At 65.3% G+C, this 12,269-nt stretch carries 11 protein-coding genes and 1 tRNA gene; 9 read left to right on the top strand and 3 right to left on the bottom strand.

From position 1 onward, the window contains the following. Positions 1 to 31 precede the first annotated feature (31 nt). On the bottom strand, positions 32 to 1,645 hold the full coding sequence (gene rtcR, locus IB275_RS04555; protein WP_192290230.1) for an RNA repair transcriptional activator RtcR: 1,614 nt from the start codon (positions 1,643 to 1,645) through the stop codon (positions 32 to 34). Between the two features lie 285 nt (positions 1,646 to 1,930). Between rtcR and IB275_RS04550 the strand changes: the two genes are divergently transcribed. The 8 genes from IB275_RS04550 to IB275_RS04515 all read left to right on the top strand — a co-directional run bounded on the left by IB275_RS04550 (position 1,931) and on the right by IB275_RS04515 (position 8,421). Further along, positions 1,931 to 2,003 (top strand) — tRNA-OTHER (locus IB275_RS04550). A gap of 361 nt (positions 2,004 to 2,364) precedes the next feature. Then, positions 2,365 to 3,507 carry a slipin family protein gene (locus IB275_RS04545; RefSeq protein WP_192290232.1) on the top strand — a complete coding sequence of 381 codons (1,143 nt, stop codon included), beginning with the start codon at positions 2,365 to 2,367 and terminating at the stop codon, positions 3,505 to 3,507. Between the two features lie 31 nt (positions 3,508 to 3,538). Next, positions 3,539 to 3,937: a zinc-ribbon domain containing protein gene (locus IB275_RS04540; protein ID WP_192290234.1), complete on the top strand. Its 399-nt coding sequence runs from the start codon at positions 3,539 to 3,541 to the stop codon at positions 3,935 to 3,937. Continuing rightward, positions 3,934 to 5,160 (top strand): RtcB family protein, encoded by a 1,227-nt coding sequence (locus IB275_RS04535; protein WP_192290236.1) that lies wholly within the window; start codon positions 3,934 to 3,936, stop codon positions 5,158 to 5,160. The genes IB275_RS04540 and IB275_RS04535 overlap by 4 nt, the downstream gene beginning before the upstream one ends. Positions 5,161 to 5,169: 9 nt before the next feature. After that, a complete protein-coding gene (locus tag IB275_RS04530) occupies positions 5,170 to 5,748 on the top strand; it encodes a hypothetical protein (RefSeq protein WP_192290238.1) in 579 nt (192 codons plus the stop codon). 19 nt (positions 5,749 to 5,767) lie between these two features. Continuing rightward, positions 5,768 to 6,793, top strand: coding sequence for an RNA 3'-terminal phosphate cyclase (gene rtcA / locus IB275_RS04525; RefSeq protein ID WP_192290239.1), 1,026 nt, complete (start codon positions 5,768 to 5,770; stop codon positions 6,791 to 6,793). A 102-nt stretch (positions 6,794 to 6,895) separates the two neighbouring features. Next, entirely contained in the window at positions 6,896 to 7,261 is a 366-nt protein-coding gene (locus IB275_RS04520; protein WP_192290241.1) for a hypothetical protein, read from the top strand. Positions 7,262 to 7,389: 128 nt separating this feature from the next. Then, positions 7,390 to 8,421 (top strand): cytochrome-c peroxidase, encoded by a 1,032-nt coding sequence (locus IB275_RS04515; protein WP_192290243.1) that lies wholly within the window; start codon positions 7,390 to 7,392, stop codon positions 8,419 to 8,421. A gap of 51 nt (positions 8,422 to 8,472) precedes the next feature. Here IB275_RS04515 and gdhA read toward each other — a convergent pair whose 3' ends face one another. Beyond that, the gene (gene gdhA, locus IB275_RS04510) at positions 8,473 to 9,807 is read right to left on the bottom strand and encodes an NADP-specific glutamate dehydrogenase (RefSeq protein ID WP_138212153.1); all 1,335 of its coding nucleotides are present in this window, start codon (positions 9,805 to 9,807) and stop codon (positions 8,473 to 8,475) included. A gap of 217 nt (positions 9,808 to 10,024) precedes the next feature. Between gdhA and IB275_RS04505 the strand changes: the two genes are divergently transcribed. Further along, complete coding sequence (locus IB275_RS04505) at positions 10,025 to 10,321, top strand: hypothetical protein (RefSeq protein WP_225607857.1); 297 nt, start codon at positions 10,025 to 10,027, stop codon at positions 10,319 to 10,321. A gap of 64 nt (positions 10,322 to 10,385) precedes the next feature. Here IB275_RS04505 and ettA read toward each other — a convergent pair whose 3' ends face one another. Continuing rightward, positions 10,386 to 12,050, bottom strand: a complete 1,665-nt coding sequence (ettA, locus tag IB275_RS04500) for an energy-dependent translational throttle protein EttA (RefSeq protein WP_192290245.1) — start codon at positions 12,048 to 12,050, stop codon at positions 10,386 to 10,388. Positions 12,051 to 12,269: the final 219 nt, after the last annotated feature.

Here is a 12,269-nt window from a genome sequence, read left to right as displayed (position 1 = left end):
GGCTCCTTGCCGCTACCGCAAAACGCCGATTCTAGCGCACCCCGTCAGTGATCCCGGACCAATCCAGACCGAAGCGCGCCAGGTACTTGCGCAGGCGGTCGGCGTCGTTGGGGTTCTGCTTTTCCTGACGCGAGACGGCGAACAGCTGGCGACCGGCGTCGGACAGGCTGCGCGCCCGCCGGCAAACGTCGACCACCGCTTCCAGCTGCAGGCGGTCGAACAGGTCCAGCGCCTCGGCGCCCTCCTCCCCCAGCAAGCGATCCAGCGCGCTCTGCGTCTGGGTAGCGCCCCAGGAGCGGCGCAGCCGGCCGATTTCTTCCTCCACCAGCGCCTCGTCGATCCGTCCACTATCGGCCAGGGTCGCCATGCGCGTGATGGACGCCGACAGCTCGCGGAAGTTGCCGCTCCACAAGGCTTGCACCGAGTTGGCGAAAGCCAGGTAGCGCGTGCGCGCCTCGCGGTTGAAGCGCACCAGGCGACCCTGCTCGCGGGCGTGGCGTTCCAGCTCGAAATCGATGTTCGGCTCGATGTCTTCGCGGCGCCCGGCCAGCCCCGGCAGGTCGAAGGTCCAGAGGTTGATGCGGGCGAACAGGTCCTCGCGGAACAGCCCCTCGGCCACCCGTTCGCGCAGATCGCGGTGGGTGCCGGCGATCAGCTGGAAGTCGCTGCCCACCTCGCGGTCCGAGCCCAGCGGGAAGAAGCGCTTCTCTTCGATGGCCTTGAGCAGCATGGCCTGCTCGTCCAGGCCCAGTTCGCCGATCTCGTCGAGGAACAGCATGCCGCCATCCGCCGCGCGCAACAGACCTTCGCGGGCGTTCTGTGCACCGGTGAAAGCGCCCTTGATGTGGCCGAACAGCGCGGACATGGCGCCGTCGCCGCGCAAGGTCGCGCAGTTCACCTCGACGAAACGGCCCTGGAACTGGTGCCGTGCGCGCTTGAGTTCGTACACGCGGCGAGCAAGGAACGACTTGCCGGCGCCGGTAGGGCCGATCAGCAGCATCGGCGCGCGGGAGCGCCCGGCAACCCGCTCGATCTGCTCGATGGAGCGGTTGAAGTCGGCGTTGCGCGTGGCGATGCCGGACTTGAGGAAGGCCAGGCTTTCCTCCTGTTCACGACGAAAGCGCGTGGCGATGCGGTCGTAGCGCGACAGGTCGAGGTCGATGACCGTGACCGTCCCTTCCGGCTGCCGCGCCTCGTCCTTGCGCCGCGACGGCGAAGCCTGCACCAGTCGCGCCGGCAGGTAACGCGCCTCGGTAAGGAGGAACCAGCAGATCTGTGCGACGTGGGTCCCGGTGGTGATGTGCACGAGATAGTCCTCGTGCTCGGTATCGAAGGCGTAGCTACCGACGAAATCGTGCAACGCGCCGTAGACCTCCTCGAAGTCCCACGGGTTGCGCAGCGCCATGGGCTGCAAGCGCACCTCGGTCTCCGGGGAGACGAGCCGCACATCGGCGGCAATGCGCTCGGCCAGCCCGATATCCCGCGCGTCCAGCCCGTGGATCAGCTCCAGGCGGTCGACCAGCAGGTCCTGCTGCTGGCACAGGCCGACCGTGGGCCGCCATTTCTGCCAGCGCGCTGCGCCCTTGCCGACGCGATCCAGGGTAGAACCGAGGAAGCCGATGGCGACGGTTTTCTTGGCTTTCATCTTTTATCCATGAAGATAAATAACGATCTCAGGATATCCATAAAATCCATGATCGGCCAATCATCGAGAATGGATTTCCGCACCCAGAAAAAAATTAATTTGTTATTTATCAAATAGTTACAAGAAAAGAACAACACCCAAAAACAAACCTGGCACGCCCCTCGCTATATCTCCCTCGACCGCATCGCTGATGCAGCCCACGGGCAGGGACTACCACTCCCGCCGGTGCCCGAGCCCACCCCTGGTGTCGGCTTCGCGCATGCCGCTGCAGCAGTCACGGTCGATGGCGCGGTAGCTCAGCCCGGTAGAGCACTCCATTTCGCTGGAGCCGTCGCAGGTTCGAATCCTGCCCGCGCCGTTCGATAGCTCAGTCCGGTAGAGCAGCCATCCACGAAATGGCCTGTCGCGGGTTCGACTCCCGCTCGAACACTGCCCTGTTAAGGCAGCTACTCATGAAGGCAACACCCCGCCGGTGGGCGACGGGAGAGGCGCAAAGAGGCCAGGAAGGCCGGACGCGCCAGGGACCCGAAGCCACCGCCAGCCCGCCCGGTACGAGGACCGGGCCCGCGACAAGGCAAGTGCTGGCCGATGGATTCGGCGCAATGGACAGGCAGTCCGCAGCACCAGGCTCTCGCAGGCCCCCGCCTCGCCACCCGACGAGCTGGCGGACACCGGCACCTAGCACAACAGAAGCACGCACACCAGAAGAAGGAAGAGAGATGAAACTGCTGAAGCGCTTTACCGTGAAGAAGAACGAACGCGGCCTGCTGTACTCCGAGGGCGATTTCCTGGCAATCCTCGAGCCGGGTATCCACCGTCACCTGGACCTGTACAACCGCCTGAGCGTGGAAACCTTCAGCCTGAACACCCCGCTGTTCGAACACCGCCTGGCTGGCTACCTGCGCCAGTCCGAACCGGCGCTGGTCGAACGCTACTTCACCCGCATGGACCTGGCCGAGAACGAGGCCGGCCTGCGCTTCGAGGACGGCGTGCTGGCGGAAATCCTCGCGCCGGGCAGCCGCCGGCTGTACTGGAAAGGCCAGACCGAACAGCGCCTGGAGCGCATCGACCTGAGCCAGGAGTACCGCGTGGCTCCGGCGCTGTTGCAGCAGATGCAGGGCAACCTGCGCGGTCGCAGCGTGGTCGGCGTCGAGGCGCTGCTGGTGACCCTGGTACCGGCTTACCAGGTCGGCGTGCTGAAGGTCGACGGTGCGGTGGTCGAGCTCCTGCCCGCGGGCCAGTACGGTTTCTGGCGCTACAACCGCCAGGTGAGCGTGGAGCTGATCGATACGCGGATCCAGGCGCTGGAAGTCAGCGGCCAGGAAATCCTCACCCGCGACAAGGTGAGCCTGCGCCTGAACCTGGCCGCCAACTGGCGTTACAGCGACGTACTGACGGCGTTTTCCAGCCTGTCCAAGCCGCTGGAGCACCTCTACCGCGAGCTGCAATTCGGTTTGCGTGCGGCGGTGGGTACCCGCTCGCTGGATGAGTTGCTGGAGAACAAGCAACTCATCGACGACTCGGTCGGCGCCTACCTGAAGGAGCGACTGCCGGGCACCGGCATCGAGGTCAGCGGCCTGGGCGTGCGCGACATCATCCTGCCGGGCGAGATGAAGACCCTGCTGGCCCAGGTGGTGGAGGCGGAGAAGGCCGCGCAGGCGAACGTGATCCGTCGCCGCGAGGAAACCTCGGCGACCCGCTCGCTGCTGAACACAGCCAAGGTGATGGAGGACAACCCCACCGCCCTGCGCCTGAAGGAACTGGAAACCCTGGAGCGGGTAGCCGAACGAATCGACCGCATCTCGGTATTCGGCGGCCTGGATCAGGTATTGAATGGACTGGTAACGCTGAAGCAGGCCTGACAAAGGCCTGCCCAGCGCAGGAGTCGGCACCGTGAAGAGCAACAAGCAACGCCGCCGGGAAATCCGCCAGGCGCGCGAGCAACGCAAGGCGAAGAAGGCCGCGCCCGCCTGGCATCCTTCGGGCCAGGTCGCTCCGCCCGGCAGCGTCCCGGTCAACCGCTCGAACCTGGCGCCTTACAACAGCTACGGCGACCCGTTGTTCGTGCGCCGTGGCTGGTACGAGGACCGGGATTTCACCTGCCATGACTGCGGCGCCGAGCAGACCTGGACCGCCGCCCAGCAGAAGTGGTGGTACGAAGACTGTAAGGGACAGGTGTTTTCCACGGCGATACGCTGCCGCGCCTGTCGATTGAACAAACGAATTCGCGATGGCCGGGCACAACCCGCTACCGGCCAGCTCGCCAGGCAAATGAAGAGAGTCGAAACATGAGCACCAAGACCTTCCAACTGCTGGAAGTCGCCAACGGCAAACCGATCAAGCTCTGGACCCAGGGCGTGCCGGTGGAAGACGACGCCAGGCAGCAACTGATGAACACCGCGAAGATGCCCTTCATCTTCAAGCACCTGGCCGTGATGCCGGACGTGCACCTGGGCAAGGGATCGACCATCGGCAGCGTGATTCCCACCAGGGGCGCCATCATCCCGGCGGCCGTGGGCGTGGATATCGGCTGCGGCATGATCGCCGCACGCACCTCGCTGGTGGCATCGGACCTGCCGGATAACCTGCACGGCCTGCGCACCGCCATCGAGAAGGCCGTGCCCCACGGTCGCAGCAACACCCGGGCAGGCCGCGACAAGGGCGCCTGGGAAAACGTGCCCGATCACGCCGACGACGCGTGGCGCGCGCTGGCCGGCCGCTTCAAGGTGATCACCGACAAGCACCCGAAGCTGGAGAAAACCAACAACCGCAAGCACCTGGGAACCCTCGGTACCGGCAACCACTTCATCGAGGTCTGCCTCGACGAAGCGGACCGCGTCTGGTTCATGCTGCACAGCGGCTCGCGCGGCGTGGGTAACGCCATCGGCAACCTGTTCATCGAACTGGCCCAGGCCGATATGCGCCAGCACATCGCCAACCTGCCGGACCGTGACCTGGCCTACTTCGAGGAAGGCAGCCAGCACTTCGATGACTACGTGGAAGCCGTGGGCTGGGCCCAGGACTTCGCCCGACAGAACCGCGAGCTGATGATGCAATCGGTGATCGCCGCCGCGCGGCAGATCATCCGCAAGCCGTTCGAGGCGAGCCTGGAAGCGGTGAACTGCCACCACAACTACGTGCAGAAGGAACGCCACTTCGGCGAAGAGGTACTGGTGACGCGCAAAGGCGCGGTGTCTGCGCAGAAAGGCCAGCTCGGCATCATTCCGGGATCGATGGGCGCCAAGAGCTTCATCGTCCGCGGCCTGGGCAACGAAGAGGCGTTCTGCTCGTGCAGCCACGGCGCCGGGCGGACCATGAGCCGCACCAAGGCGAAGAAGCTGTTCAGCGTCGAGGACCAGGTGCGCGCCACCGCCCACGTCGAATGCCGCAAGGATGCCGACGTGATCGACGAGATCCCGATGGCCTACAAGGACATCGACGCCGTGATGGACGCCCAGCGCGAGCTGGTGGAAGTGCTGCATACCCTGCGCCAGGTGGTCTGCGTGAAAGGATGAGGTGAGGACATGCTGCAACCCATGGAAAACCAGCGCATGCAGGAACTGCGCAGCCGCCTGGAACACGAGCGCTGCGTCTTCGACTTCCGCGTGCTGACGCTCGACCCGACCGCCACGCCCGGCGAGGCGGAACATCGCCTGGCGTTGCAGCGGCTGTTCGAGTCCATCCAGGAACGCGCGCGCAAGTGGCAGGCGGAAGTCATCGCCCGCCACCCGCAGTACGCCAACCACAAGTGGGCGGACCTGACGCCGGACCTGGCCCGGGCCCGCCCGCAGGCACTCAGTGCCGAAGCAGTGTGCGAGCTGACTCGGGATGACGGCCCGCTGTGCCGCGCCTTCCGCGAGCCGCCCTATGGCACCCAACTGCAGGTAGCGGACTTCCGCGAATGGCTGCAGGTGCTGCGGCTGAATCCGGACGAAGGCCTGCAGGTGCTCGACTGGGTCGGCGACGGCGATGCCGAACCGCATCGCAGCAACTGGAGCTGCTACTTCGATGACGGCAAGGAATGGTGGGGCATCTGGTGCCTCACCCTGTACAACCCGCGACGCCGGACATTGTCCGCGCTGGCCGCCAGCGCGACGGACTGAAGCTGCAAGGATCGAAGCAATGAACAAGCACCTGATCGAACTCGACGGCGCCGAAGGCGGCGGGCAGATTCTGCGCAGTGCGCTGAGCCTGTCGATGATCACCGGTACGGCGCTGCGTATCGTCAACATCCGTGGCCGGCGCTCGCGGCCGGGGCTGCTGCGTCAGCACCTGACGGCCGTGCGCGCAGCGGTGGATATCTGCGGCGCGGCGGTGGAAGGCGACGAGTTGGGATCGCGCAGCCTGACCTTCCGCCCCGGCACGATTCGCGGCGGCGACTACCGCTTCGCCATTGGCAGCGCGGGCAGTGCCGTGCTGGTGTTGCAGACGCTGTTGCCGGCCCTGCTGTTCGCCGATGGGCCGAGCAGCCTGGCGATCAGCGGCGGCACGCACAACCCGCTGGCGCCACCGGCGGACTTCATCGAGCGCAGCTGGTTGCCGCTGCTGCGGCGCATGGGCGCGAAGGTCGACTTCGAGCTGCTGCGCCATGGCTTCATGCCGGCGGGCGGCGGTGAGCTGCTGGTGCGCACCACGCCCGGCGAGCTGCAGCCGCTGCATCTGCCGGAAGCCGGCGCCGTGCTTTCGCGCTCGGCCCGCGCCCTGCTGGCGGCCATTCCCGGCCACGTGGCGGATCGCGAGCTGGAGAAGGTGAAGCGGCATCAGGACTGGCACGCGGCCTCCGCACAGGTTGTCCGCCTGCCGGAAGACCAGGGCCCGGGCAACGCCCTGCTGCTGGAAGTCGAGTGCGAGCAGCTCACCCTGGTGTTCTGCGCCTTCGGCCAGTCAGGGGTCAGCGCCGAGCGTGTCGCCAGCCAGGCGTTGCACCAGGCCGATGACTGGCGCCGCAGCGGCACCAGCGTCGAGGAACACCTCGCCGACCAGTTGGTGCTACCGATGGCGCTGGCCGGTGGCGGCAGCTTCACCACGCCGGTTGCGAGCGACCATCTCTTGAGCAACTGCGCGGTGATCGAAGCCTTCCTGCCGGTACGGATCGACTGCACGGCAGGGCAGGCAGCTGGCCAGCACATCCGCATCACGCCGACTTGACGCTTTCCTCACGAGCCGCCCAATAGATTCGCGCCATGTCACCTCGAGTGGCGCTACCTCTTCCGGCGCGTGTGCCCGCCTCACCGGCACACGGGAGTCTCCATGGCGCACCGCGCCGCCGTCGTCCTGCTCTGCGCCGCGCTGCTCGCCGGCTGCGAAACCACCCATGAAACCCTCATTGCCCAGGGCTATCCGCCGGCCTATGCCGACGGCTATGACGACGGCTGCGGCAGCGGCCGCCAGGCGGCCGGCGCGATCACCGGCGAGTTCCGCAAGAACGTGCCGCGCTACCTCGATGAGCCGAAGTACGCCCTGGGCTGGAACGACGGCTTCCAGCAATGCCAGGCCATGCGCGTGAGCCAGGAGCGCCAGCAGTACGAAGAACAGCGCAACAGCGACCGCGACCGCGACCGCGACTGGGAACAGCAGAAGGATCGCGCGCTGTCCCATGCCCTGCGCGGCAACTGACCGCTGCGGCAACCATCCACACCCGTATGGCGCCGCGCGCTTGATTCCGGTCAAGCCGCGCCCCGTCCGTCTGGCCTCTCCTTGAACTCAGAAGAAACCCAAAAAGCCTGAGAAAAAGGAGACTCCACATGCAGCCCATCAAACTGGCACTGGGCAGTCTGCTGCTGGCCGTGAGCACGGCGGCGGCGCAAGCGAACGCCGATGTCCTGCGCGACAACGCCAACAGCATCTTCAAGCCCATCCCGGAGCAGGCCAGCGACAAGCTCGACCCCAACCAGATCGAACTCGGCCGACAGCTGTTCTTCGAGCCACGCCTGTCCGCCAGCCATGTGATCAGCTGCAACACCTGCCACAACATCGGCACCGGCGGCGCCGACAACGTGCCCGCGTCCAGCGGCCATGCCTGGCAGAAGGGCGCGCGCAACTCGCCCACTGTATTCAACGCGGTCTTCAACGTCGCACAGTTCTGGGATGGCCGCGCCAAGGACCTGGAAGAACAGGCCAAGGGCCCGGTGCAGAACCCCGTGGAGATGCACAACACGCCGAAGAACGTCGAGGCCACGCTGCGCAGCATGCCGGAGTACGTTGCCTCCTTCGAAAAGGCCTTCCCCAGCGACAAGCAACCAGTCAGCTTCGACAACATGGCCCGAGCACTGCAAGCCTTCGAGTCGACCCTGATCACCCCGAACTCGCGCTTCGACCTTTACCTCAAGGGCGACGACAACGCCCTCGATGCCAGGGAGAAAAAGGGCCTGCAGACCTTCATGAGCTCAGGCTGCATCAGCTGCCACAACGGCGTGAATCTGGGCGGCCAGGCCTATTTCCCGTTCGGTCTGGTGAAGAAGCCCGACGGCAAGATCCTGCCCACCGGCGACAAGGGCCGCTTCGAAGTGACCAAGACGCAGAACGACCAGTACGTGTTCCGCGCCGCGCCCCTGCGCAACATCGCGCTGACCGCGCCGTACTTCCACAGCGGGCAGGTCTGGGACCTGGAGGAAGCAGTGGCGATCATGGGCACCGCGCAACTGGGCAAGCAGTTGAACGCCGAGGAAGTCGGTGACATCGTCGCCTTCCTCAAGACCGCCACTGGCAAGCAGCCGAAGGTGGAATACCCGCTGCTGCCGCCAAGCACGGCGACCACGCCGAAGCCGGTGGACTGAGCGAAATGAAAAACGGGCCCGACGGGCCCGTTCTTCATTTCCGGGGAGTGGTCAGACCACGCCCTGGGCCAGCATCGCGTCGGCGACCTTGACGAAGCCGGCGATGTTGGCGCCCTTCACGTAGTTGATCCGGCCATTCTCCTCGCCATAGGCGACGCAGGCATGGTGGATGTTCTGCATGATGCCGTGCAGGCGCTGGTCCACCTCACCGGCGGTCCACAGCAGACGCATGGCGTTCTGGCTCATCTCCAGGCCGCTGGTGGCGACGCCTCCGGCGTTGGAAGCCTTGCCCGGCGCGTAGAGAATGCCGGCCTCGAGGAAGATATCCACAGCCTCCAGGGTCGACGGCATGTTCGCGCCTTCTGCCACGCAGACGCAGCCGTTGGCCAGCAGGGTGCGCGCGTCGTTGGCGTCCAGCTCGTTCTGGGTAGCGCAGGGCAGCGCGATATCGCAGGCCAGCGACCACGGGCGCTCACCGGCAATGAAGCGCAGGCCGGGGCCGGTCATCTCGCTGAGGCGACCGCGACGGACGTTCTTCAGCTCCATCACCGCTTCCCACTGTTCCAGGGTCAGGCCGGCCTCGAAGAACAGGGTGCCTTCGGAATCGGACAGCGAGATCACCTTGCCGCCCAGTTCCATGACCTTCTGCGCGGCGTACTGGGCCACGTTGCCGGAACCGGAGATGGCCACGCGTTGGCCGTCGAAGCCGCTCTCGCGGGCCTTGAGCATCTCCTGGGCGAAGTACACGCAGCCGTAGCCGGTGGCTTCCGGGCGGATCAGGCTGCCGCCGTAGGACATGCCCTTGCCGGTCAGCACCGAGGTGAACTCGTTGGACAGGCGCTTGTACTGGCCGAACAGGTAGCCGATCTCGCGGGCGCCCACGCCAATGTCACCGGCCGGCACGTCGAGGTCAGCGCCGACGTGACGGAACAGCTCGCTCATGAACGACTGGCAGAAGCGCATGACTTCGGCGTCGCTCTTGCCCTTGGGATCGAAGTCCGAGCCGCCCTTGCCGCCGCCCATGGGCAGCGAAGTCAGGGAGTTCTTGAAGACCTGCTCGAAGGCCAGGAACTTCAGTACGCCCAGGTTCACCGAGGGGTGGAAGCGCAGGCCGCCCTTGTACGGGCCGATGGCGCTGCTCATCTGGATGCGGAAACCGCGGTTGACCCGCACTCGTCCGGCATCATCCACCCACGGTACGCGGAACAGGATCGCGCGTTCGGGCTCGACGATGCGTTCGACGATGCCGGCCTGCAGGTAGTGCGGATTGGCTTCGAGGAAGGGCCAGAGGGAGCGCAGCACCTCTTCCACCGCCTGGTGGAATTCGGGCTGATCGGGGTCGCGCCGCTTGAGGCGCTCGAGGAACGAGTCAACGGATTGCGTCATGTCTACACCGGTACTTTTCTGATTATGTGATGCTTTTTTGCCGGCAGACTCTAACAACCCACGCCGCCCCGAGATAGTGCAGAGTGACGCTTTTATGAATCTTTATGGTGCAAAAATATAAATTCCACTTCTGCCGGACCGGCAGAAAAACAGATTTTTGTATACAAAATCAATAGGTAGTTGCACGCAGACCATTCAATCCATCAGGACGATCCCGATGCTCACACGCCCCCTCGCACTTCTCGCCGCCCTCACCTGCACTCTCGCCCTGCCCGCCCACGGGGCCATGAAACTGGGCAACTTCACCGAATCCGGCGCGCTGGTGGTGGCGGATACATTCGACAGCGAAGTGATCCACAAGTCGAAGTTCAGCACCGACGACCTGGAGCGCATGGCGCGCCAGCTGGAAGAACAGCAACGCACCCTGCAGGACCAAGCGCGGCAAATCGACACACTGCAGCGCCAGCTGGAGGAACAGCGCCGCGCCCTGGACGATCTCAAGCGCAGCCGCTGACCGCTGTCGGCGCGCTCCGCAAAAAAAACGGGGCCCGAAGGCCCCGTTTTCCTGCAGAAGCGGCTTACGCCAGCTTCTTGTAACGCACGCGGTGCGGCTGCGAGGCAGCGTCGCCCAGGCGTTTCTTGCGATCGGCTTCGAACTCGGTGTAGTTGCCTTCGAAGAAGACCACCTTGCCGTCGTCCTCGTAAGAGAGGATGTGGGTCGCGATGCGGTCCAGGAACCAGCGATCGTGGGAGATCACGATGGCGGCGCCGGGGAAGTCCAGCAGCGCTTCTTCCAGCGCACGCAGGGTTTCCACGTCGAGGTCGTTGGACGGTTCGTCGAGCAGCAGCACGTTGCCGCCCTGCTTCAGGGTCAGGGCCAGGTGCAGACGGCCACGCTCACCACCGGAGAGGTCCTTGACGAACTTCTGCTGGTCGCCGCCCTTGAAGTTGAAGCGGCCGACGTAGCTGCGCGACGGGACTTCGTAGTTGCCGATCCTGATCTGCTCGAAGCCGTCGGACACCTGCTCCCACACGGTCTTGTTGCCATCGAGGATTTCGCGGCTCTGGTCGACGCTGGCGATCTGCACGGTTTCGCCGATCTCGATGCTGCCCGAGTCCGGTTGCTCCTTGCCGGTCAGCATGCGGAACAGGGTCGACTTACCCGCGCCGTTGCCACCAATCACGCCGACGATGGCGCCCTTGGGAATGCTCAGCGACAGGTCGTCGATCAGCTGGCGATCGCCATAGCCCTTGCTGACGTTGTGCAGCTCGATGACCTTGTCGCCCAGGCGCGGACCTGCCGGGATGTAGATTTCGTTGGTCTCGCTGCGCTTCTGGAATTCCTGCGATTGCATTTCCTCGAAGCGTTGCAGACGGGCCTTGGACTTCGACTGACGAGCCTTGGCACCCTGGCGAACCCATTCCAGTTCGGCCTTCATCGCCTTGGCATGGGAGGCTTCCTGCTTGGCTTCCTGGGCCAGGCGGTTGGCCTTGGATTCCAGCCAGCCGGAGTAGTTGCCTTCGAAGGGGATGCCTTGGCCACGGTCCAGCTCGAGAATCCAGCCGGCGACGTTGTCGAGGAAGTAACGGTCGTGGGTGATCGCTACCACGGTGCCCGAGAAGTCGTGGAGGAAGTGTTCCAGCCAGGCGACGGAGTCGGCGTCCAGGTGGTTGGTCGGTTCGTCCAGCAGCAGCATGTCCGGAGCGGACAGCAGCAGGCGGCACAGGGCGACGCGGCGCTTCTCACCACCGGAAAGGTGTTCGATCTTGGCGTCCCACGGCGGCAGGCGCAGGGCGTCGGCGGCGACTTCCAGCTGGCGCTCCAGGTTGTGGCCGTCGGAAGCCTGGAGGATGGCCTCCAGCTTGGCCTGCTCGGCGGCCAGGGCGTCGAAGTCGGCATCCGGCTCGGCGTAGGCGGCATAGACCTCGTCCAGGCGGGCCTGGGCAGCCTTGATCTGGCCGACGGCTTCTTCGACGATCTCGCGAACGGTGGCCTGCGGGTCGAGCTTGGGCTCCTGCGGCAGGTAGCCGACGTTGATACCCGGCATCGGGCGGGCTTCACCTTCGATCTCGGTGTCGACGCCAGCCATGATGCGCAGCAGGGTGGACTTACCCGCGCCGTTCAGGCCGAGCACGCCAATCTTGGCGCCGGGGAAGAACGACAGGGAAATGTTCTTGAGGATTTCACGCTTGGGCGGCACAACCTTGCCGACCCGGTGCATGGTATAGACGTATTGAGCCATGGATACCTGACTTCTGGGATGAATTGTGATCGGGATGGCCGGAACGAACGACGGCAGGTTCCGGGACGCCGGCTCACTGGCCGGAGCGGCAGCGCTCGAACGCTAGCGAGCGGGCTGCCGGCGGGCGCGAACGGCCGATGGACGGCCCTTCGCGCGGGACTCTGCGCGGATGTACTTTATGCAACCCACACCACGCGCGCGTGCGGCAAAGCTACCGGA

It is taken from the genome of Pseudomonas sp. PDM21 (assembly GCF_014852505.2).
Taxonomy (GTDB): Bacteria; Pseudomonadota; Gammaproteobacteria; order Pseudomonadales; family Pseudomonadaceae; genus Pseudomonas.
Note: the sequence above shows the minus strand (reverse complement) of the source record. Positions and strands in the feature narration are given on the sequence as shown.